Here is a 25,550-nt window from a genome sequence, read left to right as displayed (position 1 = left end):
TTCTCCTCTTTGGGGGCCCCCACCCGGGTTCCCCCGCCCTCCCGAAATCGGGGTCTCCCCCCCAGGCCCGGGGGGGGGGGGGGCCGAAGCCCCCGGTTCGGGAGCGCGGGGTGGGTAAACCGAGCCGGGGTCAGAAGAACGTGCGGATGTAGTCCGTGACCGTGCCGTCCGCATCGACCACCGGAATCAGCTGCCACTTGTCGAACGACGTGCACGGGTGCGAAAGGCCCATCCCCACCCAGTCCCCGACCTCCAGATCCGCGCCCGCCTCCGTCCGTACCCACGCGTGCTGGTCGGACAGCCCGGTGACCGTGATGCCGGCAGCCGGCCGGACGTCCCCGGTGCGGGCGTCCCGTACGACCTGGGCCTCGGGCAGGTCGAGGTCGTACGCGGCGTCGCGCTTGCCCGCGTTGGCGAACGCCTGCTGCGGCGTCGGGCGCGAGACGACCTGGGCCCAGAGCCGGAACGCGGGCTCCAGGGCGCCCTCCTGGGGTACCCGGTTGAAGGGAGTGAGGTGCTTGTAGTGGCCGTCGTCGTGCGAGACGTACGCGCCGGAGCGCAGGAGCTTCAGCACCGGGACGGACAGCTCGGGGATCTCCGCGAAGACATCGGCGACGGCGTCGAACCAGGCGCTGCCGCCCGCGCTGACGACGATCTCCTCGGTCCCGGTGAACCGGCCGTCCTTGTCGAAGGCCGTGGCGAGGGAGACGAGGCGGCGCAGCCAGTCCCGCACCCGCTCCGGGGTCGCGTCCGGGACCTCTCCCTCGTAGCCCGCGACGCCGACCAGACGCAGGGTCCCGGTGGCGGCCACCGCGTCGGCGACGGCCGCGCAGTCGGCCTCGGTACGGGGGCCGGTGCGGGCACCTTCGCCCGCGCCGAGTTCGACGACGACATCGACGGGGCGGGTGGCGCCGGCCGCCGTGAGGGCCTCGTCCATCAGCTCGACGCCGCGCACGGAGTCGACGTAACAGACGAGCCGGAAGCCGGGGTCGCGCTCCAGCTCGCCCGCGAGCCAGCGCAGGGCGGCGGCGTCGACGACCTCGTTCGCGAGGAAGATCCGCTGGATGCCGTAGGCGCGGTAGACGCGGACCTGGTGCGGCACGGCGGCGGTGATGCCCCACGCCCCGCGCTCCAGCTGGCGGGCGAAGAGCTGGGGCGACATGGAGGTCTTGCCGTGCGGGGCGAAGGCGAGGCCGTGGCGCTCGGCGTACGTCTCCAGGAGGGCGAGGTTGTGCTCCAGGGACTCCGCGGAGAGAGCGAGGACGGGGGTGGTGAAGCCACCGGTGAAGAGGTTGCGGCGCTGGGCCGCGAGCTCGCCGACGGTGAGGCCCTCGGCGTCCGGCGGGAGCGCCTTGAAGCGGTGGTCGACGCGTTCGTCCGCGAGCTGCTCGACGGCGGTGTCGACGGGCATGGGAGCCTCCTCGAAGAGTACGGTTGCAGTATGTGCAACGGTCATTGCGCATATCGCTAAAGGGTGTCTAACATCCGGGCCAATGCCGGGTCAATGGACCCACAGGACCGTGAGGAGTGCCAAGGTGACCGGAACAGCGGCCGTGACCACGGCCGTGGACGCGGCCGTCGACAAGGCCCTCGCCTCGGCCATGGACGCGGACGACGCCGTGGACGCGCGTGGCGCCGTGAGCGCGGTCGACACCGTGGACGTGGTCTGCCTCGGTGAGTCCATGGTCACGTTCCTGCCCTCGCGTCCGGGCCGCCTCGCCGACGTCCCCTCCTTCGTCCGCACCATCGGCGGTGCCGAGTCGAACGTCGCCTGCGCGCTGGCGGCGGCCGGACACCGCGCGACATGGGTGAGCCGCGTCGGCGCGGACGGCTTCGGCGACCATCTGATCGCCGCCGTCGCTGCGTACGGCGTCGACACCTCCGCCGTCCAGCGCGACCCCGTCCGCCCCACCGGCATCTACTTCCGCACCGCCACCGACCGGGCCACGGAGACCCACGAGGTCCTCTACTACCGGTCCGGCTCGGCGGCTTCCGCGATGTCGCCGGAGAACGTCCCGTACGAGGATCTCGCGCGCGGCCGCGTCCTCCACCTCTCCGGCATCACCGCGGCCCTGTCCCCGCACTGCCTCGCCCTGATGCGCGCCCTGACCGCCCGCCGCCCCGGGCGCCCTCTCGTCTCCTTCGACGTCAACCACCGGCCGGGCCTCTGGCGTGACGACCCGTCCGTCCTGCTCGACCTGGCGCGCGGCGCCGACCTCGTCTTCGTCGGCGAGGACGAGGCGGAGGAGGCGTGGGGCCTGTGCGGCGCGCAGGCGGTCCGCGAGGCGCTCCCGGAGCCGGACGTCCTGGTAGTCAAGCGGGGTGCGCGGGGCGCGACGGTCCACGCTCGCTCGCCGGAGGCGGGCCGGGGGGCCGGTCCGGATCCGGACCGGCCCCCGGGGCGGAGCCCGGACGAGGGGGACACCGTCACCCACGTCCCCGCCCCCCGCGTCGACGTCGTCGCCCCCGTCGGCGCCGGCGACGCCTTCGCCGCGGGGTTCCTCTCCGCCACTCTCCGCGGCCTCGGCGACAAGGCGCGTCTGCGCCACGGGCACCTGACGGCCGCCGCCACCCTCACCGTCCCCGGCGACCTCGGCACCCCACCCCCCGTCGTCCTCGCCGACCGCCTCGCGGCCCTCGAAGACGACGCCTGGGAGAGACTGCACCTCGGCCCCGGCTGGACGGCAGCCGCGCAGGCCACGGAGGAGGTACGTACGTCATGAGCCAGACCGTCGACCGCGCCCTGAGCATCCTGCCGCTGCTCGCGCAGGGCCCCGCAGACCTCGGACAGGTCGCCGAGAGCCTCGGCGTCCACAAGTCCACCGCTCTGCGGCTCCTCCGCACCCTCCACGAACACGGCCTCGTCTACCGGCAGCAGGACCAGCGCTACCGCCTCGGCGCCCGTCTCTTCGCCCTCGCCCAGGAGGCCGTCGAGAACCTCGACATCCGCGAGATCGCCCACCCCCATCTCGTCGCCCTCAACGAGCAGATCGGGCACACCGTCCACCTCGCGGTGTACGAGGAGGGCGAGGTCCTCTACATCGACAAGGTCGAGAGCCGCTACCCGGTCCGGATGTACTCCCGGATCGGCAAGCCGGTCGCGATCACCGTCGCGGCCGTGGCGAAGCTCCTGCTCGCCGACTTCCCCGAGCCCGAGCGCCGCGCCGTCGCCGAGAAGCTCGACTACCCCATGTACACGCCCCGTTCGATCCCGAACGCCGCCGCCTTCCTCAAGGAACTGGCGGCCGTACGCGAACAGGGCTGGGCCACCGACCTCGGTGGCCACGAGGAGTCCATCAACTGCGTCGGGGCCCCCATCCGCGGTGCGGACGGCCGCGTCGTCGCCGCCATGTCGGTCTCCGCGCCGAATGTCGTCGTCACCGCCGAGGAACTCCTCACCCTGCTCCCGCTGGTGCGCCGCACCGCCGACGCCATCAGCCGTGACTACTCAGGTAAGGACACCCCATGACCGAGAAGACCGCGATCACCCCCGCCACCCACACCACCCCGCCCGCCGCGTTCTCCCACGGCGTCCGCAAGGGCAACATCCTCCAGGTCGCGGGCCAGGTCGGCTTCCTCCCCGCCGTCGGGGGCCAGGCCCCCACCGTCGCCGGGCCGACCCTGCGCGAGCAGACCCTCCAGACCCTCGCCAACGTCAAGGCGGTCCTGGAGGAGGGCGGCGCGAGCTGGGACGACGTGATGATGATCCGCGTCTACCTCACGGACACGGCCCACTTCCCCGAGATGAACGAGATCTACAACGCCTACTTCGAGGAGCAGGGCCTCAAGGAGGCCCCCGCCGCGCGTACGACGGTCTACGTCGGCCTGCCCGCCGGGCTGCTCATCGAGATCGACGCCCTGGCGGTCCTGAGCTGAACCCTCCGCACCACCCGCTCCACGGCACGGCGCCCTCCGCACGGCGCCGTGCCGCGCTCCCCCCTACCCGAAATCGAGGTCCCCCCATGCCACCTGCCGCTCCACCCCACACAGGCGGACTGCTCCACCTCATACCCGGTACCGCCGGACTGCTGACCGTCGCCGCCCTCGGTATCGCGCTCCTCCTCTTCCTGATCATCAGGGTCAGGCTGCAGCCGTTCGTCGCGCTGCTCGCCGTCTCCATAGCCGTCGGCCTCGCCGCCGGCCTGTCCGTCACCGAACTCTTCGGCACGGTCCAGAAGTCCGCCGCCGTATCGGTCATCGAGTCCGGCATGGGCGGCATCCTCGGCCATGTGGCGATCATCATCGGCCTCGGCACGATGCTCGGCGCGATACTCGAGGTCAGCGGCGGCGCCGAGGTCCTGAGCTCGCGCCTGCTGGGCCTCTTCGGCGAGAAGCGCGCACCGCTGGCCATGGGCCTCACCGGCCTCATCTTCGGCGTCCCCGTCTTCTTCGACGTCGGCATCTTCGTCCTCGCGCCGATCGTGTACGCCGCCGCCAAGCGGTCCGGCAAGTCGATCCTGCTGTACGCGATGCCGCTCCTCGCGGGTCTGTCGATGACCCACGCCTTCCTCCCGCCGCACCCGGGCCCGGTCGCCGCGGCCGGCCTGCTCCACGTCTCGCTCGGCTGGGTCATCCTCATGGGCATCGTGGTCGGCATCCCGGCCGTCCTCGCCGCCTGGGTCTACGCCGCCTGGATCGGCAAGCGGCTCTTCGTCCCCGTACCGGAGGACATGGTCGAGGCCGCGGAGGACGCCAAGGCCGCCGTGGCCGCCGAACAGGCCGCCGCGGGGCGCGCGACACGGGAGTCGCCGGTCTCCCTGGCGACCGTCCTCACCATCATCGGTACGCCGCTGGTGCTCATCCTCGCCGCGACGTTCTCCTCCATCGCGCTGGATCCCTCCACCCTCCGCAGCGTCGTCGAGTTCTTCGGCAACCCGTTCGTCGCCCTGACGATCGCCCTGTTGATGGCGTACTACCTGCTGGGCATCCGCCGCGGCTGGTCCCGCAAGTCCCTGGAGTCGGTGTCGACCCAGTCCCTGAAGCCGGTCGGCAACATCCTGCTCGTCGTCGGCGCGGGCGGCGTCTTCGGCGCCATCCTGAAGGCGAGCGGCGTCGCCCAGGCCCTCTCCGACACCTTCAACGACGTCGGCCTCCCGGTCATCGTCCTCGCCTATCTGATCTCCCTCGTCCTGCGCGTGGCCCAGGGCTCGGCGACCGTCGCGATCGTGACGACCGCGGGCATCGTCCTCCCGCTCGTGGAGGGCGGCGGCCACTCGCAGGCGTTCCTCGCCCTGGTCATCATGGCGATCTCGGCAGGCTCGATCTTCGCCTCGCACGTCAACGACGGCGGATTCTGGATCGTCGCCAAGTACTTCGGCATCTCCGAGCGGGACACCCTGAAGTCCTGGACGGTGCTGGAGTCGGTGCTGTCCGTGGCGGGCTTCGTCGTGGCGGCGGCGCTGAGCCTGGCCGTCTAGCGCCCGCCGGCGTCCGGCGGCGTCCGTACGAGCGGGCGCCCGGGACCTGAGCGGTCCCGGGCGCCCTTTCACGTGCGAGCACCCGTCAGCTCGCGCAGTACTGCTGCTCCTTGCCGATCGAGCGGTACATGCAATCGGAGTTCTCCAGCAGCTGCAGCACCGCGTCCCGGTTGCGGCTCGTCTCGCGCTCGATCACCTCGTCGGGCGGGTAGAAACCGCCGGCGCCGGCGCCGGTCGGGTACATCTCGAAGGTGTAGGCGAAGATCTTCTGGTTGCCCCACAGCCAGTCGTCGATCGACCCGTCCGTGATGTACAGGTCGCTGGACTGCTCGGCCGTGTAGCCGTTGCTCGCGGCCATCTTGCCGCCGACAGTGGCGAAGGCGTCGCGGTCGTCCTGGGTCATGCCCGGGGCGGTGTCGGCCGTCGTGTAGCCGTACGGCCACAGCACCAGCTCGCTGTACGTGTGGAAGTCGATCCCGGTCCTGATCTGCTGCTTTCCGCCGACGACCCGGGAGCGCACGAAGTCGGCGACGACCTTCACCTCGGGGGCGGACTCGGCGGCGGAGCCCCGGTAGGTCGAGGAGCTGGGGGAGCCGGAGGAGCCGCCGCAGCAGCCCCACTTGAAGTTCCAGTTGCGGTTCATGTCGGTGCCGACGTACGACGAGCCCGAGTTGGGCTGCCGGTTCTTGCGCCAGCTGCGGTAGGAGCCGGTGGCGATGTCGTACTCGCCGCCGTCCGGGTTGAGGTCCGGCACGATCCAGATCTCGCGGCCGTTGACGGCGTTCGTGACGCGCGAGTCCGTTCCGTAGTCGTCGCCGAGCTCGCGCAGCAGATAGAGCGCCATCTCGACGGTCAGGTGCTCGCGGGCATGCTGGTGGTGGGTGAAGAGGACCTCGGGCTCGTTCTCGTCCGTGCCGACGTTGTCGCTGATCTTGATGGCGATGATGTCCCGGCCCTGGTGGGACTTGCCGATCACCCGCTTGTTCATGATGTTCGGGTGGGCGGCGATGCGCTGGTTGATCTCCGCGTTCATCTCCGCGTAGTTGTGGTAGCGCGCGTCCGCGGACGGGAAGTCGAGCGGCTCGGCGGCCACGCCAGGGGCCCGGCGGGCCGGTGGTGCGGGCAGGGGTTCGAGTACGTGGCCGAGGGCGCGGAGGCGTTGCGCCTGCGCGGCGTTGGCGCTGATGACGATCGCGTGGCCGTCGACCTCGTCGATCGAGACGCCCGTTGCGGCGATGGCGGTGCGCTCGGCGACGGTGGACGGTCCGTGGATCTCGTACTGCCGGATCTGTTCCTCGGCCTCGGCGGCGGCCGCGGCCCTGGTGTCGGTGGCGGCCGCGCGGGCGCGGTCCGGATCGGGGGTCGGCGCGGCGGTCGCCGTGAACGGGGCTGCCACGGCGAGCGCGAGCAGGGCCGCGAGGGCGGCGGACCGAGTGACGGACCTTCTGCCGCTGCCGCGTGTGCGAAGTCGCATGCTGTCTCCTGGGTAGGGAGTGTGGGGGTGGCTCAGTGCGACGGGTACGGCGTGCTTGTGGTGCGGGTGTGACGGGCACATGGTGTGGGCATGGCATGCTCCGGTCAAGGGCGTGCTTCGGCCACGAGTTCGATGATGAGCGGAAAGGCGGCCGTAACCATGGCAGACACGACGGCAGAAGACACAGGATCAGACAATGGGGCGACGATCTCACCGCCCCGCAAGGCGAGCTGGCGGCTCATCGGCCCGGGCATCGTCGTCGCCGCGACCGGCGTCGGCGCCGGTGACCTCGTCGCGACGCTGATCGCGGGCAGCAAGTTCGGCTACACCCTCCTCTGGGCCGCGGTCATCGGCTGCCTCGTCAAGATCTCCCTCGCCGAGGCGGCGGGCCGCTGGCACCTCGCGACCGGGCGCACCCTCTTCGACGGCTGGCGCAGCCTCGGCGCCTGGACCACGGTCTACTTCGCGGTGTACGTCGTCGTCTGGGGCTTCGTGTACGGGGCCGCGGCGATGTCGTCGAGCGCGCTGCCGCTCGCCGCGCTCTTCCCGGACCTGATGGACCTCAAGTGGTGGGCCGTGCTGTGCGGCCTGGTCGGCCTGGTGTTCGTCTGGTTCAACCGGTACGCCGTCTTCGAGAAGGTCATGACGCTGCTGGTCGGCGTGATGTTCGTGGTCACGGTGTATCTCGCGGTCCGCGTCACCCCGCACCTCGGGGACGCCTTCGCCGGCCTCGTCCCCGTCCTGCCGGACGGCTCCCTCCTCTACACCCTCGGACTGATCGGCGGTGTCGGCGGCACGATCACGCTCGCCGCGTACGGCTACTGGGTCAACGCCAAGGGCTGGCGCGACGCGAGCTGGATGAAGGTCATGCGGCTCGACAACCGGGTCGCCTACATCACGACCGGCATCTTCGTCGTCGCGATGCTCTTCGTCGGCGCCGAGCTGCTGCACTCCGCGGGCATCGCTCTCGCCAAGGGCGACAAGGGCCTGCTCGACCTGGGGGACATCCTCGCCGACCGCTACGGCACGGCCACGGCCAAGCTCTTCCTGGTCGGCTTCTTCGCCACGTCCTTCACCTCACTGATCGGCGTCTGGCACGGCGTCAGCCTGATGTTCGCCGACTTCGTCTCGCACTACCGCCCGGCCCTCGCCCCGCCCGGGACGGCCCGCGAGAAGTCGCGGGCGTTCCGTGCGTACCTCCTGTGGCTCACCTTCCCGCCGATCGCGCTGCTCTTCCTCGACCAGCCGTTCGGACTCGTCATCGTGTACGGAGTGATCGGCGCCTTCTTCATGCCGTTCCTCGCGCTCACACTGATCTGGCTGCTCAACTCGTCGCGCACGCCGGCGCAGTGGCGCAACGGGCTGCTGAGCAACGGGATGCTGGCCGTGGCCGGGCTGCTGTTCATCGTGCTGTGCGTGCAGCAGGTGCGGGAGCTGCCCTGGTAGGGGGCCGGGAGCCGTCGCGGTCATACTTGCGTACATGACCTATGGCGGCCACCCGGACCAGCACCACCCCCAGGCGCCTCCCGGCTTCGGTCCTCCGATTCCCGTCCCCCCGTCGTACGGCCCGCCCCCGCCGCAGCAGTCCGCCTATGGCCCGCCCGGCCCGCACGGGGTGCCGCAGCCGCCCCTCCCGGCCGGCCCGGAGTTCGTCGCGCACGACCGCCACAACTCCGTCATCGTCGACGAGTCGGGTGTGGCCCTGGAGATCCAGGGCCACACCCTGGAGTTCCCCTGGGCGGCGATCAGCACGGTCCACTTCGCCCCGGGGCCCTTCGGGACCGTCCTCATGGTGGCTGTGGCGCATCCCAGCGGCATGCTCTGCGAGTGCCGGATCGCCGCCCGCAAGCAGGCCGTCCTGCAGCAGTGGCTCGCCGAGCTCGGTCCCGTACTCCACCACTACCTGGCGAACCGCCCACCGGCGCACTAGCGGCCGGTGGGCGGTCGGCAGGGGTCCGGCTTCCGCTACGGCAGGTTGTGGACGTGCGGCCCCACCGCGTCGGACCAGGCGTTCCCGGCCGTCGCGTCCCAGTTCGTGGACCAGGTCATCGCGCCGCGCAGGCTCGGGTACGTACGCGAGGGCTTGAACGATCCGCAGTTCGTGCCGCGGGCGAGGCAGTCGAGGGCGTTCTTCACGATCTGCGGCTCGACGTAGCCGCTGCCCGCGCCCCGGGTGGACGCCGGGACGCCGATGCCGACCTGCGACGGGTCGAGGCCGCCCTCCAACTGGATGCAGGCGAGCGCGGTGAGGAAGTTCACCGAGCCCTGGGAGTAGACCTGGCCGTCGCAGCCGAGCATCGAACCGCTGTTGTAGTACTGCATGTTGACGACCGTGAGGATGTCCTTCACGGCGAGCGCGGTCTTGAAGTACTCGGTGCCGGTGTTCTGCATGTCGATGGTCTGCGGCGCCATGGTCAGCACGAGCGACGAGCCCGCCTTCTGCGAGAGCTGCCGGAGCGCCTTCGTCAGATAGGTGGAGTTGATCCCGTGCTCCAGGTCGATGTCGATGCCGCTGAAGCCGTAGCTCTGCATGAGGGCGTACGCGCTGTTGGCGAAGGCGGTGGCGGAGGCGTCGCTGTTGATCGTGACGTTGCCGCGCTCGCCGCCGACCGAGAGGATCACCGACTTGCCGGCGCTCTTCTTGGCGCTGATGTCGGACTTGAATTCGTCGACCGAGCCGTAGCCGACCGCCGGGTCCAGGTTGAAGGTGATCTCACCCGGCGTGGTGGTCGAGTCGGCGAACGACACGGCGAGGATGTCGTACTGCGCCTGGACGTCGCGCAGCTTCTGCACGGTCGCGCCGTTGTTGAAGTTCTGCCAGTAGCCGGTCAGGGCGTGCTTCGGCACGGCGGGGTTGCCGCCACCGCCGCCGGACGTCGTCGTCCCGGTCACGGCCGCGGACTTCGCCGACTCGCCGGCCGCGTTGGTCGCGCTCACCTGGAACTGGTACGAGGTGGACGCGGCCAGCCCCGTCACGGTTGCCGACGTACCGGTCACCGACTGCACCTTGGTGCCGTTGCGGTACACGTTGTATCCGGTCGCCCCGGAGGACCCGTTCCAGCTCAGCGCGACGGAGGACGAGGTCACCGCCCCGACGGCCAGCCCGGCCGGAGCGGGCGGCACCACGGGGTCGGGGTCACCGCCGCCGCCCCCGTCCGGCCCGAAGACAGAGACGTCGTCGGCGTAGTAGGCGGGCTGCCCGTACCACCCGTGGGTGTACACGGTCACCGAGGTCGTGCCGGCCCCCGTCGTGAAGCTCGTCGTCAGCTGTGTCCACCCGGAGCCCCCGGGCGTCCACGTGGACACATCGGTCGTCCCGGTGCCGCTGGCCCCGAGGTACACGTACGAGCCCTGCACCCACGCACTCAGCTGGTACGTCGAGTTGGGCTTCACGGCAACGGTCTGCGAACACTTCGCGTTGTCCTGCCCGGCGGGCGTCCCCTGGAGCGCGGCGGCCCCGCTGTGCACGGGCGACGCCACGATCGCGCCGCTCCCGGCGGTGCACGACCAGTTCGCGAGCCCGGACTCGAACCCCGCGTTCTTGGCGTTGTTCACATCGGCAGCCTCCGCGGTCCCGGCTCCGCCGGCCAGCCCGAGCCCGGCGCCCACGGCCAGCGCCAGGAATCCGCCGAGCCATCTGCGACGGCGCGTACGTATGCGTGTGGTTCGGTCCACTTGCTGCCTCCGTGGGGAGTTGGGGGAGGAGGAGGTACGTGAGGAACGGTGGCCACCGCTGGGCGTACAAGTTGGTCCAGACCAATCGGGTTGTCAAGTCCTGTGGCAGGAGGTCGTATACGAAAAAGGGCCCGGTCCTCGACAGGACCGGGCCCTCACCTTGCGGTGTGTCCGCCACCCCTCGGCGGCAGTTACGGGGAGCGTCAGTCAGTGGTGATGGTGACCGACTCGATGATCTTGTCGATGTCCGCGGCCGGTATCGAGCCCTCCTTGCGGATCACACGCACGAGGAACGGATCGTCCTGGGCGTCCATCGCGACGACATCCGTCCCCTCGATGGGCGTGCCCTCCGGTGGCGCGTTGTCCTTGCCGTTGGACCTCTGCGTGTCGTAGTCGACGCGGCGTGCCTCGTCCGTACCTTCGACGTCGATCTCTTTCTGGGACTTGGCCCGTGCGCCGAGCACGAACGTCGAGCGGGCACCGAGCGCGGCCATGTCGACGTCGCCCGCCTGCATGAAGTTCGTCTGCACGGCGATCTTGGCGACGATGACACCGTCCTGGGTCAGCACCGCAGCGGCATCGTTGTTCTTCCCGAGACCGGCGCCGGTCAGCGGCTTGAAGCCCTTCGGGAAGGACACGGTCAACCGCTTGGCGTCCAAGGTGCCCCACCCTTCAGGTGCGGCTCCGCCGCCGCCGTCACCGGCGCAGCCGGTCACCAGAGCGGCCGCGAGGACGGCAGCGCCCAGTGCGACGAGAGCCCTGCGCGGGGTGTGCTGCTCGGAATGGGTCATGGGGGTCTCACTCTCTCGCTCACTGTCAGTGCTGCCCGGCTGCCGCATCACTGTGCGCAGAGGCTGAAGGGGACGTATTCACGCTTGCCTTCGCGTGGTGCTCCGAGGAATTCTGCCTCACCGATCTGCTGGGTCTCCTTGGAGAAAGTGGCCTTGTAGCCGACCGCGGCCGCAGCAAGGTTGACCTCGAAGCCGAACTCGGCGGAATTGGTGACACCGGTGTAGGTGGTCCGGCTGGACCGGCCCTTGTTGAACATCAGGTTCTCGAAATTGTCACCGGGCTTCGGCGCCTTGGTCGGCGCGGTGTCCCCGAAGAGCGTGGTGAATGGCTCGGTCTTGCCCTGACCATTGCCGCTCAGCCAGTTCTCGGCGATCTTCCGGTCGTGCTCCATGCCGTCCTTGCCGTCCTGGAACCGCACGATGTTGGTGACCGTCTCGGTCTGCGTGGCATCGGCAGAAACGTTACCGCTTACTTTTCCCTTGTCTTTCTTGCCGTCCTCGTTCTCGGTCTTGCCTTCCTTGCTCTTGTCGCGGCTGACCTTGCCACTGCCCTTGCCCTGCACCGTCTGGGTCGTGACGATCGACAGCAGCTTGTCAGGGTGGTTGATGTCACGGTTCACGGTGACCGTGGCGCTGCGCTTGCCGGAGATCCCGCTCTTTGCCCCGGAGCCGCCGCCACTCAGGTCGACGTCGCCGCCCCCCTCCAGCTCGAAGGTGTACGTCGTGCCCTCGATGCCGTTGATGGTGTCCCTGGTCAGGGTCACCGAGGGAGATGCCTTGATCTTGCCGCCGAGCTTGGTGGAGAGATCGTCGGACTCCCCGGAGGAGAGCTCCAGATTGCCGTTGGCAGTGCCCTCGGCCGCTGCGGTGCCGTAGGAGATCTTCTTGCCCTTGACGGTCTTGTTGATCTCCTCGTCGAGTTCCATGTAACGCTTCGCACCCTGCACTGACGCGAAGTCACGGCCGTACTGCATCTGCGCCTTGGCGCCGGCGCGCGAATCCAGCTTCTCCAGGAACGCGTCCCGCTCCTTGGCGCTGTCGAACTCGAACGTGTCCCCGCTCGTCATCTTGAAGCCGCCCTCGAGTTCCACCTCGTACGGCTTCTCGTCGAACTTCCCGGCCTCCATACCGAACTTGGGCTTCCAGGAGGCGCCCAGCTTCCCGGCCTCGGAGAAGGTGATGCGGTAACGCGGCACGTCCTTCGGCTTGCCGTCCTTGCCGATGACCCGCTTCTTGAAGTCCTGCTTCTGGAAACCGTATTCGTTGCCCAGCTTGAACCAGCCGAGCTTGACTTCGTGTCCCGCCGTGCCCGAGATGTTCCGGGTGTTGCACAGGCCGGGCTCGAAATCTGCGTCAGTGAGCGGCTTTCCGTCGGCCTCGGTCGTGACCTCACAGCTGCCGCCGGTGAGTCGGCATATCTGGGCCTTGAGCCGCTCAGCAATACGCCCGCCGACGCCGGTCGCCGCCATTCCGCCGATCACGGCCACGACGACCAAGACCGTTCCCAGGTACTCCATCGCTGTGGCGCCCGAATCGCCCCACGAATAACCCGCGTTCGTATCCGTCCGGGACTCCAGGAGGCGGTCGATGAGCAGCCCGCAGAATCCGCCGAGCACCACCGTGGCGAGGAGCATGCCCATGCCCTCGATGCCGATGATTCCCCATCCTGAAAGGAGAGTTCGGACGAGCGCGAAGAGCGGTACACCGAGCGCGGCAAAGAAGTGCAGGACCGGCGAAACCCGGTGCGGCTCGCGGTGCAGCCGTGCGGCGGCCAGCACGCCGAGCAGAGTGGCGACGGAATTCGGCAGATAGATCAGCAGAAATCGCATGCCGAAGGAATCGAGTGCGTCGGCGGTGGCAAAAGACTCGGTGGCGAGCCCCAGGAGATAGCCGCTGCCGTAGAACGCCACGAGCCCCACGGCCCAGGACCGCATCAGCGAGAAGAAGGCCCCGGAGCGGCTCCGGCTCGTCGAGCCGTATGGGCTGTAGGTCTGACGCCCCCCTCCTGATGTCCAGTTGCCGCCTGCGCCGCCCATCTGTTCCTCCCCTTGCCGGATCTTGCAGGGCGACACGTTAACGTGGGTGAAGTCCCAGGTCCTGGGCCCGTGGGCCCATCCCTGGGCCCATGACCCCACCGGAATCCGGACAAGCGTGACCGTGATCCGGACGAGACGAGGTGCACATGAGCGGTTCCGAGTGGCTGTCGTTCGCCGCGCTGGTCGGCCTCCCGATCGTCGGGCTCGGCCTCCTCTTCGTGCATCTGCTCCGACGGCTGCTGCGGATCCGCCGGGTGATGGCGCACGGTGCGAAGGCGGAAGGGGTCTGCGTCGATGTGCGTGACACCCCGTCCCGTTCCGATTCGGGAACGTCGCACAGGCATCACGTCTTCGCGTTCGAAACGGACGACGGCCGGCGCATCGAGTACGTCGAGGACGCTGCGTCCATGGGTACACCGCGTGGCTATCGGGCCATCGTCCGCTACGACCCCGCGGACCCGGCCGGCACCGCCACGATCGCCGGCCGTGACGACATGGCGCCGATTCTGGTGCCGGGTTGTGCGCTGGTGGCCACTGCTGGATTCCTGGCACTCTTGCTCTGGATCGCACTCACGGTGGCCCTGTAAAGGAATCGTGAAATCCGGTCATCGGCTGCTTAGTTGGCTGCGCATTCGCTCCGCGTTATTCGCCGATAGTTTCATGTTCACCTTTCGAATTGATCACGAAAATAATTCAACGTTCGCAACCGGTACGGCCGTTCTGTCCGGTTTTGTTGGCGAATGGCGTGTGAGTTGTCTCCCGGGGGCAATAGGAAGGGTGTTCACCGGTCGGTAGGACGCGGATAAGCTGCTGATGCAGCCCGATGCAGCTGCACTGAGCAGGAAACGATCTGCGGCCGCCGGGGCACCGGCGACCGGAGTGGACGGGGAACTCAGAGTGCCGACAGTCATCGCGGTGACCAGTGCTGACCTGGTGCTGCCGCCGACAGACCAGCAGACGCCGACCGCTGCCGTTTTTCAGTCGCCGGCCACGCAGCCGCTGGATGCCGCGCTCACCGAGATGCATGTCCTGCTGGAGCAGCACGGACATGTGATCGTCGTCTACCCGTCCTCCGTGCCACCGGCGCTGGAGCAGCGGATGTACGCGGTCCGCGCGATGCTGGAGAGCGACCGTATCGCCCTGCTCAAGTCCGACCTGCCGCCGCTGGGGATCGCCGTACTCGTCCGGCAGCTACGGCAGTTGTCCATCTGCGACTTCAGCGCCGGGGTCGTCGCTTCGGCGGCTCGCCTGCTCGCCCATTACATCTACGCGGGTGCCGTCCTCAACTCCGTGACCAAGCTCGACCGGGTCGCGGTGAGCCTGAAGTCGCACGCCAAGTCCTGGGTACCGGGATCCCAGTTCGCCGTGCTGGCGGGACCGACTCCCCAGCTCCTGAAGATCGGTCAGAACTCCACACCCTTGTCCGGTCCGGAGTTCGGTACCCAACTGCTGCTGGCGAAAGGTCAGTTGCAGACCGACTGGGTGACCGGGACCCTCGCCCCGGCGTGGCAGGTGCAGGGCCTCCAGGAGGCCGCGCTGCCCTCCGACTCACCCCGTTGGTGGGGCACCGGAAAGCTGGTCGAGTTCGCCGCCTTCCTGCCCGACATCTCGGTGCTGTACCAGCTGGTCGCGTCCGTACGGCGCGCCAAGTGTCACTGGTGCGCGATGGAGCTCATCGGCGACCGCTGCGGTTTCTGCTCCTCGCCTCTCCCCGAGCCCGAGAACCAATCTCCTGCCACAGGTGTCCTGAACCAAGGGACGCCTGCACATCCCCGGTCTTAGCTCTCCTCCCCACGACCTACGCTCCGCGCATCCCCTGTCCGCTCTGCCCCACGTACCCGAACGAGGTTGTACGGTCCATGAATTCCCGCCAGCGCCGCGGCGTCATACTCCTGCTGTTGTCGGTCCTGTGTGCCTTCGGCGCGTTCGTCGGCGTGCTCTCAGTGATCAGCGACGTGAACTCGAAGGTCGGCCCCGAGGTGTCGGCGTACCAGATCAAGTCCGACGTGCCGCCCTACACGGCTCTCAACGCAGGTCAGTTCGAGAAGGTGTCCATGCCCAAGCGCTGGCTCTCGGACAACGCCGTGACCGACATCTCCGAGATCAGCGGCAAGATCGCCGTCACCAGGCTCAACAAGGGCTCTCTGCTGCAGAGCGACATGATCGTGAAGCGCCCCGCCCTCCAGCCCGGTGAGCAGGAGATCGCCATCATGATCGACGCGGCGACCGGTGTCGCCGGCAAGATCACACCGGACTCCCGGGTCAACATCTACGCGACCTTCGCCGGCGAGAACGAGGGCGACCCGGCCAAGTCGAAGGTCATCGTGTCCAACGCCAAGGTCCTGGACGTCGGCAAGCTCACCGCCCTCGAGCCGGGCCGGGACGACAGGGCCAACCAGGCCACCGAGGCCGTACCGATCACCTTCGCGCTCAACACGCTGGACGCCCAGCGAGTGGCCTATGCCGAATCCTTCGCGGAGCACGTCCGCCTCGCGCTGATCGGCCCCGGCAGCGACACCACCATCCGTCCGAGCGACCGCACCTACACGCTCGACAAGGATTAGTGAGGATTGGATGACCACCAGGATCCTCCCGGCCGTCGGCGACGCCGACGCGGCCAGGTCCGTCACCACACTGCTCAGCCAGCTTCCCGACGCCGAGCCCGCGGCTCCCGTCGGTGACTCGACACAACTCATCGACACCCTCGCCCGCCTGGCCGGGGAGTCGCTCGACGAGCTGCCCGAGGTCGTGCTGGTGCACGAGCGGATCGGTCCGGTGCCGGCGCTGGAGCTGATCCGGGAGGTCGCCCTGCGCTTCCCCGCAGTCGGGGTCGTACTCATCACCGCCGACGCGAGCCCCGGCCTCTTCTCGGCCGCGATGGACTCGGGAGCGCGGGGCCTGGCCGCACTGCCGCTGAGCTACGAGGAGCTGGCCAACCGGGTCCAGGCGGCGGCCCAGTGGTCCGTGGGCGTACGCCGTCACCTGGGTGCGGGGGGCGACGTCTTCACCGGCCCCGGAGGTACCGTCGTCACGGTCACCGGAGCCAAGGGCGGCGTGGGGGCCACCGTCACGGCGGTCCAACTCGCTTTGGCAGCACGGGCATCCGGGCGCAATGTCGCCCTGGTCGACATGGACCTTCAGGCCGGCGACGTCGCCTCGTACCTCGATGTGCAGTTCCGCCGTTCGATCGTCGACCTGGCGGCGATCTCGGACATCTCTCCCCGGGTCCTTTCGGACGCGGTGTTCAGTCACACGACCGGGATGGCGCTGCTGCTCGCGCCGGGCGAGGGCGAGCGCGGCGAGGAGGTCAGCGACCGGGCGGCGCGTCAGATCGTCAGCGCGCTCCGGTCCCGGTACGAGGTCGTCGTCATCGACTGCGGCAGCCAGATGCACGGGGCGAACGCCGCGGCCATCGAAATGGCGGACATCGCGCTGCTCGTCACGACTCCGGATGTGGTGGCGGTGCGTGGCGCCAAGCGTGTCGTACGGATGTGGGACCGGCTCCAGATCCGCAAGGCGGAGGAAACGGTGACATTGGTCAACCGGTACAACCGCAACACCGAGATCCAGCCGCCGCTGATCCAGAAGATCACTGGGACGCGGATGGCCGGGACGGCTGTTCCCGCGAACTTCAAGGAACTCCAGGGCGCGGTCGATGCGGGCCGCATGCATGAACTGGAGGCCAAGAGTGTGGTGAAGCAAGCACTGTGGGGCCTGGCAGGGGAGTTGGGTCTTGTGAAGATCCCCGAGGGCGCCGAGAAGAGCGGTAAGTTCCGCAACGACCGAGGCTCGATCGGGGGCCGCCGAAGGCGTGGCGAGAGGGAGGAGGGTCGCTGACCGATGGTGAGCATGGGGGAACGGTTCACAAGGTCTGTACGAAGTACGACGGGACTTACTCGAGGGCGTGACAGGGACCAGGGCCAGACCGCGATCGAATTCGTGGGCGTCACGCCACTGATCATTCTGCTGCTGATCGGGCTGTGGCAGTGCGCGCTGATCGGGTACACGTTCAGTTTGGCCAGCAATTCGGCGGACGTTGCCGCCCGGACGGGTGCGACATCCGAGAGCGTCCGCTGGCGTGCGGAATGCCGGGAGGCCGCCAAGGAGGACCTGCCGGACGCCTGGGCCAAGGACGTGACGACGGACTGCGACCCCGACGACGGCCTCATCCGGGCCAGGGTCGAGCTCGAGGTACCCGTTCTGGTGCCGGGCGTCCTCAACTTCCCGTACACGGTCGAGGGCAAGGCCTCCGCGGTGAGGGAGAGCTGAACCATGAAGGACATCGCAGGCATACGGCGCCGTGACCGGGGCCAGGTCGCCGTTGAGTACATGGGGTTCATCCCGCTGATGCTGATCGTCGGCCTGCTGGCGATCCAACTGGGAGTGGCCGCGTACACCGCCAATCAGGCCGGCACGGCTGCGCGCGCCGCGGCTCGTATGGCGAGCTTCGACGAGCCGGACGCCACTCCGGCCGACGCCGCAAAGCGCTCTGTGAGCGACTGGCTGGCCGACGACATGGATGTCGATCCACGGCGCTGGGACCACGACGAGGTGACGTACACCGTAAAGATCAAGGTTCCCTCCGTCGTCCCCGGCATCGACGACTGGGGCTGGGCCGAGCGCAGCTCCACCATGCCCCGCGACTGACGAACCACCCAGCTCGACCAAGGAGTTACGCACATGAGCCTGCGGGCACGCATCACCGCCCCCGAGGAGAACGGCGGGGGGCGGGAAGACGGCCACCTGGTCGCCACCTACCGCGCCAAGCTGCTCGAGGAGATCGACCTCGCGGAGATGTCCTCGCTCGCGGCCGCCGAGCGGCGCGCCCGGCTCGAGCGCGTACTGGGTCACATCATCAGCCGTGAGGGCCCGGTCCTCTCCACCGTCGAACGCTCCCAGCTGATCCGACGGGTCGTCGACGAGGCCCTCGGTCTCGGCATCCTTGAGCCGCTCCTCGAAGACGCGTCCATCACCGAAATCATGGTGAACGGACCGGACCAGATCTTCGTCGAGCGCAGCGGCAAGGTGGAACAGCTGCCCATGCGCTTCGGCTCCCACGAGCAGCTCATGCAGACCATCGAGCGCATCGTCTCGACCGTCAACCGACGCGTGGACGAAGCGAACCCCATGGTCGACGCCCGTCTCCCCAGCGGCGAGCGTGTCAACGTGATCATCCCGCCGCTCTCGCTGACCGGTGCCACCCTCACCATCCGGCGCTTCCCCCGGGCGTTCACGCTCCAGGAGATGATCGGCTTCGGCTCGATCGACGAGCAGATGCTGGTCCTGCTCTCGGGTCTTGTGCAGGCGAAGTTCAACATCATCGTCTCCGGGGCCACGGGCACCGGAAAGACGACGCTGCTCAATGCGCTCTCCGGTCTGATCCCGAACGACGAGCGCATCGTCACCATCGAGGACTCCGCCGAGCTCCAGCTCCAGCAGTCGCACGTCATCAGACTGGAGTCGCGCCCGGCCAACGTGGAAGGCAAGGGCCAGATCACCATTCGCGACCTGGTCCGCAACTCGCTGCGTATGCGGCCCGACCGCATCGTCGTGGGTGAGGTCCGTGGCGGCGAATCGCTTGACATGCTCCAGGCAATGTCGACCGGTCACGACGGATCACTCGCGACCGTCCACGCCAACAACGCCGAAGACGCGCTGATGCGTCTTCAGACACTGGCCTCGATGTCCGAGATCAAAATCCCGTTCGAGGCACTGCACGACCAGATCAACAGCGCCATCGACGTCATCGTCCAGCTGACCAGGCACGCCGACGGTTCCCGAAAGGTCACCGAGATCGCGTTCCTCGACTCGCACGGACGGGACGCCTACCGCATCTGCTCACTCGCCCGCTTCAACGCCCAGCCGATGGCCGCCGACGGGCGGATCTACGGCCAGTTCCAGTATCTCCCGCTCCCGCGCCGTCTCGCCGAGCGCCTCTACATGGCCAGCCAGCCCATCCCGCAGGCCTTCGGGGTCGCCGTGTCCGACGAACAGCTCGCCACCCGAGAGGCCAAGTAGGTACCGCACGATGGACAATCTCGCTCTGCTCACGATCGGCGTCACGCTGCTGTGCTGCGTGCTCGGCGTCATGGGCCTGCAGGCGTACTCCAAGGGGAAGGCCGAGCGCGAATCCCTGGTCGACCGCCTCTCGCACACCGGACAGATACCCGTGGTGGGGCGCCACCGCCGATTCCGCGGCATCGACCGCCGACTGCGCAAGACCCAGCTCGGCCGGAAAATCGAGCTGAAGCTGGCCGCCACGGGTCTCGAGATCACCCCGGGCGAATTCTTCGTCTACTCGGTCGCTGCCCTGGCCGGTCTCTGGATGATCGCCTCGTCCATCCTGGCCGCCTTCTTCGGACCGGTCGCCGCCCTCATCGGACTCTGGGGCACCAACACCTTCCTCAACTGGCAGCGCACCAAGCGCACCGAACGCTTCATCAACCAGTTGCCCGAGCTGTCCCGCATCCTGGCCAACGCCACGCAGGCCGGTCTCGCTCTCCGTACGGCCATCGCCATGGCCGCGGAGGAGCTGGAGGATCCGGCGGGCGAAGAGCTGGCTCGCGTTGCGCACCGGCTCGCCGTCGGTGAGTCGCTCGACGACGCCCTGAGCGAGCTGACCGAGCGCCTGCCCAGTCGCGAGCTGGTCGTCCTCGTCACCACCCTCGTCCTGTCCAACCGGGCCGGCGGTACGGTCGTCAGCTCGCTCCGCAACCTCACCGAGACGCTGGAGGAGCGCAAGGAGACCCGGCGTGAGGTCAAGACCCAGTTGTCCCAGGTGACGGTCACCGCCTACGCGGTTCCGGTCTTCGGCTTCGGCGCGATGCTCCTGATGAACGCGGTGATGCCCGGTGCTCTGGACCGTATGACCGGCGCGTTCATCGGCCAGGGTGCCGTCATCGTCTCGCTCATCCTGTACGCGATCGGGTTCATCGTGATCCGCCGCCTGTCCCGTATCGACGTCTGAGGGGAGCGACGGACATGGAACTGCTGCTTGCCGCTGTCTTCGGCCTCGCTGTGTACGGAGCGATCCACGGCATCCGGATGTACCGGGCCGATGCCAAACTGCCCGGCGACCTCGCCGTCGCCCTGGAGATCGGCTCCAGCCGCACGAGCGCGGTGGGGTCCGGCATCGACCGCCTCGGCATGCGCTGGGCCCCTACGGTCCTGCGGATGATGGGCCCCAAGGCCGTCAACAAGAAGCGCCGGCAGATCGACCTGGCCGGTAACCCGGGCGGTCTCACCATCGACCGATATGCCGCCCGCCGAGCTGTCTACGGTGCGCTGGGCTTCTTCGGGGCCTTCTCGACCATCGTCCGGGGGCAGGTCTTCGTCACTCTGCTGCTGATCGCCTTCGGACTGTTCTGGGTCGAGGTGGGCATCTGGTCGGCGATCCGCGTCCGCAAGGAGCACATCGAGCGGACGCTCCCGGACTTCCTCGACGTCCTCGCGGTCGTCGTCTCCGCCGGCCTTGGCTTCCGACAGGCGCTCGAGCGGGTCGCCGAGAAGTACGAAGGTCCCTGGGCGGACGAGCTCCGCATCACCCTGCGCCAGATGGACATGGGCGTCAGCCGCCGACAGGCCTTCGAGGAGCTCCGCAAGCGCAACGACTCGGAGCAGGTGGCGATGTTCGTCACGACGCTCCAGCAGGGCGAGGAACTGGGCGCGCCGATCGTCGACACGCTCATCCAGATCGCCAACGACATGCGGCGAACGGATGCGCAGAACGCGCGGAGGAAGGCGGCGAAGGCTGTGCCGAAGGCGACGTTCGCCGTGACCACCTTCCTGCTGCCGGGGACGCTTGTGCTGCTGACCGTGGGCTTTGTGTACGGCGCGAACGTCGACTTCAGCTTCCTGGGCGGTTGACACGGGGATGAAGAGACTGACCAGCGGGGGAGGTGACAGTCGGCCATGGCATTTCAACTAGGCAATGTGCAAGGCGGATTGACGGGAGAGGTGCGTCAGGCGACGGCGAACCCGGAGTCACGTCCCGCGCTCGCCATCCAGGTCAATGCGCTCCAGGCGATGTGTCGCCAGGTTTTCGGATTCCGGCTCGCGATGATCGCCGTCGCGACGCCGTTCGCCATTGACAGAACCGCGCCAGGCCTTGCCACCTGGCTCATTGGTGCGGCAATCCTCGTCACCTTCATGGGGTCGTACGTCCTCTTCCGGGACTGGGAGCGGTTCGGCCCGCTCTTCCTGCGCCACCCCTGGCTCCTTGCCATTGACGCTGTCTTCGGCGCCTTGCTGCTGATCACCGGGACTCCGGAGTCGACACTCGCCTATGTCACGGTGTGCACACCGCTGCTGGCCGGGCTCGTGTACGGCTGGCGCGGCGCGGCGGTGTTCGCCGCTCTCCAAACAGCGATCATCTTCCTTGTCTACGGAACCGACAAGGAGCTGGAGGCCAGCGATGCCACGGTCCTTCTGCTCCCGGGGTTCTGCGTCATCGCCGGCGCGGTCGGCGTTACCCTGCGTAATCTTCTGCTCCGATTCGGCACCGCGAGTCAGGCCCTCACCGAGACCCGAGCCCGCCTCGCGGTCAACGAGGCGGTTGAGGGCGAACGATCCCGGCTCGCCCGCGAGATGCACGACTCCGTCGCAAAGACGCTTCATGGACTGGCGCTTGCGGCCGATGGCCTGGCCGGCTCGGCAGATCGCATGGATCCACTCACCGTCAAACACCAGGCCGAGCTCGTCGCCCGGTCCGCTCGCCGGGCCGCGGCCGAATCACGGGAGCTCCTCTCCGATCTGCGGCGCGAGTCCGGCTTGGACGGGGGTATTGACGCCACCTCGGAGCTGGCTGCCCGAACTGCCGACTTCACCCGCCGCCACGGCCTCAACGCGACGTTCCGGCAACTGGGCGAAGGTCCTGTGCCCCTGATTCCTCAAGTCGTTGCCCGGCAACTGCTGACGATCGCCTCGGAGGCGATGGAGAACGCTCACCGGCACGCCGGACCCAGTTACGTCGACGTCTCGGCAGGTGTGGTCGGCGACGTCCTGCGGGTGAGCGTGTACGACGACGGGCGCGGCCTGCCCGCCGGTACCACACTCGACGAGCTCAGACGCGCGGGCCATTTCGGTCTGGTCGGCATGGTCGAGCGTGCCGCGTCCATCGGCGCCCGGATCCGGATCGGCAAGGGCCGTGCCGCGAAGGGCACCGAAGTCCGTCTCGAACTCCCCGTGGCCGCACTTCTGTCCGTCGGCACGGGCGCCTTTTCCACGCCGGCACCGCACAGCACTCCCCACGCATCACCGATGCACTGATTCGTTCCCCACAGTCCCCCCAACACCCAGAGAGGAGGCCGCACGATGCCGGACGACATCTCCCGCGCGTCGGGACAGCACTGGGCGCACCAGAATCACGCCTCCCAGCACACGTCCTCGCACGCCACACCGCTCAGCTCGGAGCACAGTTCCTCCGGGTATCCCGTTTCGCAGCAGACCGCGGCATCCGGACCGATGCCCGCCTTCCCCGCTGCCCCGGAAATGCCCGCCCCAGCGCCGCTGCGCGTCGTGGTCGCCGACGACAACCCGGTGGTCCGGGCAGGCCTGGGCGTACTGCTCTCCGGTCGTGACGACATCGAAGTCGTGGCGGAAGCCGCCGACGGCCGCCAGGCATACGAGGCCGCCGTGCAGCACCGGCCCGACGTGGTCCTGCTGGACGTCCGTATGCCCGGTGTGGACGGCATATCCGCCCTGCCGCACCTGGTCCGGGTCGCACCCGTGATGATGCTGACGTACAGCCGCGAGAACGAGATCGTGCACGAGGCGCTGCGGCTCGGCGCGGGCGGATACCTGGTGCACGGTGAGTTCACCGCGAACCAGCTCGTCCAGGCCGTACGGGACATCAAGAGCGGCCGGGCCCACTTCACGGCCACGGCGGCGAACGCGCTGCTGCAACACATGCGGCAAGGACCGGCGGCCGGGCCCGGACAGCCGTTGCCAGAGGGACTGGGTGCTGCGTTGACCACCGGAGTCGCCCATCCGGGACCCAGCCATGACGAGTATCCGCAGATCGCGGTTCAGGGACACGGAGCGACTGCGCCGGGCCCCGTTCCGGACCAGGTTCATCCGGTCGGGCGACCCGTCCCACAGCCGCAGGGTCTTTCGCAACTGCAACCTTCTGTGGCACAGTCTTCGATGGTAGAAGGTTCCAACAACGCCCCGAACAGGGGAGAGTTCGGTCTTAGCGCGAGGGAGGTGGAGGTCATGGATCTGATTGCATCTGGTATGAGCAATCAGCAGATCGCCGCCACCTGCTTCATCAGTGAGAAGACCGTCAAGAACCACATCAACCGGATCTTCACCAAGCTGCACAGCGGGAGCCGCAGCGAGGCCATCGCCAGGTGGCTCGGTACTGACCATGGCACGAGGGGGACAGGCAGTCATGGCTGAGCGGGGGATTCACGGGGAGGGGGCGGATCTGGGCCTTGGGGCCCAGACCGACACGGGGAGGGCCCAAAGCTCTCTTTGGGCCCGGGATTGGGCCCTGGGACCCTCCGGTGCAGGGGTTGTCCCGGCGTACGTTTCTCGTGTCGAAAGCGGCACCGGCCAGGAGGAAGCCGGTAACGCGATCGGCACTACGGAAACTTACGCGTCGGCCGGCAGGCGGTCGGCCGAACCAGGAGGAGAACACCATGTCGAACATCACCCTGAAGACCGCCGTCCGCGTCAACGGCTGGGCCAACACCGCGGTCTCCAAGATCAAGGCGCGCAGCGACCGCGGCCAGACGGCCTTCGAGTACCTCGGCATCATCCTGGTGGTCGTCGCGATCATCGGTGGCATGGTGGCCTCGGGCATCGGTTCGGCGATCACGGAGCGCATCACCGGCCTGGTCGGATCCATCACCGCGGGCTGATGCTGGCTTCTCGTCGCAGCGATCGAGGGCAGGCCTTCCCCATCTACATCATGATGGTGGCGGGCCTGCTCTTTCTCGCGTTGGCTTTCTTCGCGGTCGGCAAGGCATCGGCCACGCGTAACGGGGCTCAGGGTGCTGCGGACGCCGCCGCGCTCGCGGCCGCCCAGGAAGCCCGTGACCAGATGGGGCCCGGGTTCCTCGCGGCACTCCTGCTGCCCGGCGGACTGGACGACTTCTTCGAGGGCAACCACTTCGGCCCGGGTGCGCCGTGCAACCGCGCCCAGTACTTCGCCGCAGAGAACCGCGCCGACGTGGTTACTGGTGGCTGCCAGTGGGACTCCGGCTTCAAGCGGGACGAGGTCACCGTAGAGGTGAAGACCCGGTACACCGTGGGAGATTCCGTGATCCCAGGCACGGAGACGAGGCACGCGACCGCCAAGGCGACCGCGGTGGTCGAGTTCCGCTGCTCCTGGAAGCCCGCGGACAAGGAGGGCAAACCGGGCAACGGTGGTGATCCCGACAAGGACAAGGAGAAGGACAAGCCGGGGCCGATCGAGTTCAAGTGCGATGGCCGCGACTCGTTCAAACTCGACCCCTTGGATCTGGATCCCTGGGAAGAGCTGGCGGAAGTCTTCTTCGCCGTACATCTGGTCGACTGACAGCGAACGATGAGCAAAGGAATCAGAGCTATGAGCATTCGGCACACCACCAAGGCCCGAAGGGGGGCAACAGCGGTCGTCATGGCGGCCGCCCTGGCCCTGACCGTGGCCGGTTGTGGGGGGGACGATCCCAAGGAGTCGGGCAGCGATTCGTCGTCGTCCGCGCCGACCGGAAACGGCGGCTCGAACGGTGACACAGCGGCCGGGGACAGGGTGGACCCGAATGCGAAGCTCGCCGAGCTCAGGGGCGCGGGCGATGTTCTGCTCACCGTGAATTCCGTCAAGCGTGAATCCGGTGGGTTCGTGACTGTCACTGGCGTCATCAAGAATGAGGGCAGCGCGTCCAAGAACCCGAGTGCGTGGGCGGGCATCGAGATTGACGTTGTGTCCAAGAACCCCAATTCGGTTGCTGGTGCCACGCTCGTCGACCTGGCCGGCAAGAAGCGCTACTACGTCCTGCGAGACACGGACGGCCGTTGCCTGTGCACTGCCGGCCTGACTCCCGTCCAGCCTGGGAAGAGCGTCCCCGTCTTCATGCAGTTCCCGGCACCGCCGGACAGCACGACGGAAGTCGATCTCACTCTCCCGACCTTTTCCACCGCCAAGCTGAAGATCTCCGGGTGAGCGTCCCCATGG

General features: G+C 68.3%; 25 protein-coding genes. 20 read left to right on the top strand and 5 right to left on the bottom strand.

Annotated elements, in window-relative coordinates; all coding sequences use genetic code 11:
- Positions 1–130: 130 nt before the first annotated feature.
- A complete protein-coding gene (locus tag ACFV9O_RS14635; RefSeq protein WP_385417077.1) occupies positions 131–1,411 on the bottom strand; it encodes an alanine racemase in 1,281 nt (426 codons plus the stop codon).
- Positions 1,412–1,601: 190 nt separating this feature from the next.
- Here ACFV9O_RS14635 and ACFV9O_RS14630 point away from each other — a divergent pair, with 190 nt between their 5' ends.
- From ACFV9O_RS14630 to ACFV9O_RS14615, 4 genes are all read left to right on the top strand, one after another.
- The gene (locus ACFV9O_RS14630) at positions 1,602–2,723 is read left to right on the top strand and encodes a sugar kinase (RefSeq protein ID WP_385417169.1); all 1,122 of its coding nucleotides are present in this window, start codon (positions 1,602–1,604) and stop codon (positions 2,721–2,723) included.
- Positions 2,720–3,469, top strand: coding sequence for an IclR family transcriptional regulator (locus ACFV9O_RS14625; protein ID WP_385417075.1), 750 nt, complete (start codon positions 2,720–2,722; stop codon positions 3,467–3,469). Before ACFV9O_RS14630 ends, ACFV9O_RS14625 begins: the two co-directional genes overlap by 4 nt.
- The gene (locus ACFV9O_RS14620) at positions 3,466–3,876 is read left to right on the top strand and encodes a RidA family protein (RefSeq protein WP_385417072.1); all 411 of its coding nucleotides are present in this window, start codon (positions 3,466–3,468) and stop codon (positions 3,874–3,876) included. The genes ACFV9O_RS14625 and ACFV9O_RS14620 overlap by 4 nt, the downstream gene beginning before the upstream one ends.
- Before the next feature lie 86 nt (positions 3,877–3,962).
- Positions 3,963–5,417: a GntP family permease gene (locus ACFV9O_RS14615; protein WP_385417069.1), complete on the top strand. Its 1,455-nt coding sequence runs from the start codon at positions 3,963–3,965 to the stop codon at positions 5,415–5,417.
- 85 nt (positions 5,418–5,502) lie between these two features.
- Here the strand turns inward: ACFV9O_RS14615 and ACFV9O_RS14610 are convergent, their stop codons facing one another.
- On the bottom strand, positions 5,503–6,891 hold the full coding sequence (locus ACFV9O_RS14610; protein ID WP_385417066.1) for a M14 family metallopeptidase: 1,389 nt from the start codon (positions 6,889–6,891) through the stop codon (positions 5,503–5,505).
- A gap of 159 nt (positions 6,892–7,050) precedes the next feature.
- Between ACFV9O_RS14610 and ACFV9O_RS14605 the strand changes: the two genes are divergently transcribed.
- Together ACFV9O_RS14605 and ACFV9O_RS14600 are read left to right on the top strand one after the other, a co-directional pair.
- Positions 7,051–8,337 (top strand): Nramp family divalent metal transporter, encoded by a 1,287-nt coding sequence (locus tag ACFV9O_RS14605; protein ID WP_385417064.1) that lies wholly within the window; start codon positions 7,051–7,053, stop codon positions 8,335–8,337.
- Between the two features lie 34 nt (positions 8,338–8,371).
- Positions 8,372–8,821, top strand: coding sequence for a hypothetical protein (locus ACFV9O_RS14600; RefSeq protein ID WP_385417062.1), 450 nt, complete (start codon positions 8,372–8,374; stop codon positions 8,819–8,821).
- Between the two features lie 35 nt (positions 8,822–8,856).
- On the opposite strand, the gene ACFV9O_RS14595 is transcribed toward ACFV9O_RS14600, so the two are convergent.
- From ACFV9O_RS14595 to ACFV9O_RS14585, 3 genes are all read right to left on the bottom strand, one after another.
- Complete coding sequence (locus ACFV9O_RS14595; RefSeq protein WP_385417059.1) at positions 8,857–10,566, bottom strand: chitinase; 1,710 nt, start codon at positions 10,564–10,566, stop codon at positions 8,857–8,859.
- Positions 10,567–10,769: 203 nt separating this feature from the next.
- Positions 10,770–11,357 (bottom strand): hypothetical protein, encoded by a 588-nt coding sequence (locus tag ACFV9O_RS14590; RefSeq protein ID WP_385417056.1) that lies wholly within the window; start codon positions 11,355–11,357, stop codon positions 10,770–10,772.
- A 47-nt stretch (positions 11,358–11,404) separates the two neighbouring features.
- Entirely contained in the window at positions 11,405–13,393 is a 1,989-nt protein-coding gene (locus ACFV9O_RS14585) for a hypothetical protein (protein ID WP_385417055.1), read from the bottom strand.
- A 146-nt stretch (positions 13,394–13,539) separates the two neighbouring features.
- On the opposite strand from ACFV9O_RS14585, the gene ACFV9O_RS14580 reads away from it, so the two are divergent.
- The 14 genes from ACFV9O_RS14580 to ACFV9O_RS14515 all read left to right on the top strand — a co-directional run bounded on the left by ACFV9O_RS14580 (position 13,540) and on the right by ACFV9O_RS14515 (position 25,538).
- The gene (locus ACFV9O_RS14580; protein ID WP_385417053.1) at positions 13,540–13,980 is read left to right on the top strand and encodes a DUF3592 domain-containing protein; all 441 of its coding nucleotides are present in this window, start codon (positions 13,540–13,542) and stop codon (positions 13,978–13,980) included.
- A gap of 328 nt (positions 13,981–14,308) precedes the next feature.
- A complete protein-coding gene (locus tag ACFV9O_RS14575; protein WP_385417050.1) occupies positions 14,309–15,175 on the top strand; it encodes a hypothetical protein in 867 nt (288 codons plus the stop codon).
- Positions 15,176–15,252: 77 nt separating this feature from the next.
- Positions 15,253–15,957 (top strand): Flp pilus assembly protein CpaB, encoded by a 705-nt coding sequence (gene cpaB / locus ACFV9O_RS14570; protein ID WP_385417047.1) that lies wholly within the window; start codon positions 15,253–15,255, stop codon positions 15,955–15,957.
- 10 nt (positions 15,958–15,967) lie between these two features.
- Positions 15,968–17,230, top strand: a complete 1,263-nt coding sequence (locus ACFV9O_RS14565; protein WP_385417044.1) for a CpaE family protein — start codon at positions 15,968–15,970, stop codon at positions 17,228–17,230.
- 3 nt (positions 17,231–17,233) lie between these two features.
- Positions 17,234–17,662 (top strand): TadE/TadG family type IV pilus assembly protein, encoded by a 429-nt coding sequence (locus tag ACFV9O_RS14560; protein WP_385417041.1) that lies wholly within the window; start codon positions 17,234–17,236, stop codon positions 17,660–17,662.
- Positions 17,663–17,665: 3 nt separating this feature from the next.
- Positions 17,666–18,040: a TadE/TadG family type IV pilus assembly protein gene (locus ACFV9O_RS14555; protein ID WP_385417038.1), complete on the top strand. Its 375-nt coding sequence runs from the start codon at positions 17,666–17,668 to the stop codon at positions 18,038–18,040.
- A 33-nt stretch (positions 18,041–18,073) separates the two neighbouring features.
- Positions 18,074–19,411, top strand: a complete 1,338-nt coding sequence (locus ACFV9O_RS14550) for a CpaF family protein (RefSeq protein ID WP_385417036.1) — start codon at positions 18,074–18,076, stop codon at positions 19,409–19,411.
- A 10-nt stretch (positions 19,412–19,421) separates the two neighbouring features.
- Complete coding sequence (locus ACFV9O_RS14545; RefSeq protein ID WP_385417034.1) at positions 19,422–20,360, top strand: type II secretion system F family protein; 939 nt, start codon at positions 19,422–19,424, stop codon at positions 20,358–20,360.
- Positions 20,361–20,374: 14 nt separating this feature from the next.
- Positions 20,375–21,259, top strand: coding sequence for a DUF5936 domain-containing protein (locus ACFV9O_RS14540; RefSeq protein ID WP_385417031.1), 885 nt, complete (start codon positions 20,375–20,377; stop codon positions 21,257–21,259).
- Between the two features lie 45 nt (positions 21,260–21,304).
- Positions 21,305–22,660, top strand: coding sequence for a sensor histidine kinase (locus ACFV9O_RS14535; protein ID WP_385417029.1), 1,356 nt, complete (start codon positions 21,305–21,307; stop codon positions 22,658–22,660).
- Between the two features lie 45 nt (positions 22,661–22,705).
- Positions 22,706–23,791, top strand: coding sequence for a response regulator (locus ACFV9O_RS14530; RefSeq protein ID WP_385417026.1), 1,086 nt, complete (start codon positions 22,706–22,708; stop codon positions 23,789–23,791).
- 242 nt (positions 23,792–24,033) lie between these two features.
- The gene (locus ACFV9O_RS14525; protein WP_385417024.1) at positions 24,034–24,255 is read left to right on the top strand and encodes a hypothetical protein; all 222 of its coding nucleotides are present in this window, start codon (positions 24,034–24,036) and stop codon (positions 24,253–24,255) included.
- The gene (locus ACFV9O_RS14520; protein WP_385417022.1) at positions 24,255–24,914 is read left to right on the top strand and encodes a pilus assembly protein TadG-related protein; all 660 of its coding nucleotides are present in this window, start codon (positions 24,255–24,257) and stop codon (positions 24,912–24,914) included. Before ACFV9O_RS14525 ends, ACFV9O_RS14520 begins: the two co-directional genes overlap by 1 nt.
- A 30-nt stretch (positions 24,915–24,944) precedes the next feature.
- Complete coding sequence (locus ACFV9O_RS14515) at positions 24,945–25,538, top strand: hypothetical protein (RefSeq protein WP_385417020.1); 594 nt, start codon at positions 24,945–24,947, stop codon at positions 25,536–25,538.
- Positions 25,539–25,550: the final 12 nt, after the last annotated feature.

Source organism: Streptomyces sp. NPDC059909, assembly GCF_042730885.1.
Taxonomy (GTDB): Bacteria; Actinomycetota; Actinomycetes; order Streptomycetales; family Streptomycetaceae; genus Streptomyces.
The sequence above is the reverse complement of the archived record's forward strand: the minus strand, read 5'-3'. Positions and strand labels throughout refer to the sequence as shown.

Coding starts and splice junctions, on each gene's coding strand:
- ACFV9O_RS14635 (WP_385417077.1), bottom strand. CDS start 1,411: ATGCCCGTCGACACCGCCGTCGAGCAGCTCGCGGACGAACGCGTCGAC.
- ACFV9O_RS14630 (WP_385417169.1), top strand. CDS start 1,602: ATGGACGCGGACGACGCCGTGGACGCGCGTGGCGCCGTGAGCGCGGTC.
- ACFV9O_RS14625 (WP_385417075.1), top strand. CDS start 2,720: ATGAGCCAGACCGTCGACCGCGCCCTGAGCATCCTGCCGCTGCTCGCG.
- ACFV9O_RS14620 (WP_385417072.1), top strand. CDS start 3,466: ATGACCGAGAAGACCGCGATCACCCCCGCCACCCACACCACCCCGCCC.
- ACFV9O_RS14615 (WP_385417069.1), top strand. CDS start 3,963: ATGCCACCTGCCGCTCCACCCCACACAGGCGGACTGCTCCACCTCATA.
- ACFV9O_RS14610 (WP_385417066.1), bottom strand. CDS start 6,891: ATGCGACTTCGCACACGCGGCAGCGGCAGAAGGTCCGTCACTCGGTCC.
- ACFV9O_RS14605 (WP_385417064.1), top strand. CDS start 7,051: ATGGCAGACACGACGGCAGAAGACACAGGATCAGACAATGGGGCGACG.
- ACFV9O_RS14600 (WP_385417062.1), top strand. CDS start 8,372: ATGACCTATGGCGGCCACCCGGACCAGCACCACCCCCAGGCGCCTCCC.
- ACFV9O_RS14590 (WP_385417056.1), bottom strand. CDS start 11,357: ATGACCCATTCCGAGCAGCACACCCCGCGCAGGGCTCTCGTCGCACTG.
- ACFV9O_RS14585 (WP_385417055.1), bottom strand. CDS start 13,393: ATGGGCGGCGCAGGCGGCAACTGGACATCAGGAGGGGGGCGTCAGACC.
- ACFV9O_RS14580 (WP_385417053.1), top strand. CDS start 13,540: ATGAGCGGTTCCGAGTGGCTGTCGTTCGCCGCGCTGGTCGGCCTCCCG.
- cpaB (WP_385417047.1), top strand. CDS start 15,253: ATGAATTCCCGCCAGCGCCGCGGCGTCATACTCCTGCTGTTGTCGGTC.
- ACFV9O_RS14565 (WP_385417044.1), top strand. CDS start 15,968: ATGACCACCAGGATCCTCCCGGCCGTCGGCGACGCCGACGCGGCCAGG.
- ACFV9O_RS14560 (WP_385417041.1), top strand. CDS start 17,234: ATGGTGAGCATGGGGGAACGGTTCACAAGGTCTGTACGAAGTACGACG.
- ACFV9O_RS14555 (WP_385417038.1), top strand. CDS start 17,666: ATGAAGGACATCGCAGGCATACGGCGCCGTGACCGGGGCCAGGTCGCC.
- ACFV9O_RS14550 (WP_385417036.1), top strand. CDS start 18,074: ATGAGCCTGCGGGCACGCATCACCGCCCCCGAGGAGAACGGCGGGGGG.
- ACFV9O_RS14545 (WP_385417034.1), top strand. CDS start 19,422: ATGGACAATCTCGCTCTGCTCACGATCGGCGTCACGCTGCTGTGCTGC.
- ACFV9O_RS14540 (WP_385417031.1), top strand. CDS start 20,375: ATGGAACTGCTGCTTGCCGCTGTCTTCGGCCTCGCTGTGTACGGAGCG.
- ACFV9O_RS14535 (WP_385417029.1), top strand. CDS start 21,305: ATGGCATTTCAACTAGGCAATGTGCAAGGCGGATTGACGGGAGAGGTG.
- ACFV9O_RS14530 (WP_385417026.1), top strand. CDS start 22,706: ATGCCGGACGACATCTCCCGCGCGTCGGGACAGCACTGGGCGCACCAG.
- ACFV9O_RS14525 (WP_385417024.1), top strand. CDS start 24,034: ATGTCGAACATCACCCTGAAGACCGCCGTCCGCGTCAACGGCTGGGCC.
- ACFV9O_RS14520 (WP_385417022.1), top strand. CDS start 24,255: ATGCTGGCTTCTCGTCGCAGCGATCGAGGGCAGGCCTTCCCCATCTAC.
- ACFV9O_RS14515 (WP_385417020.1), top strand. CDS start 24,945: ATGAGCATTCGGCACACCACCAAGGCCCGAAGGGGGGCAACAGCGGTC.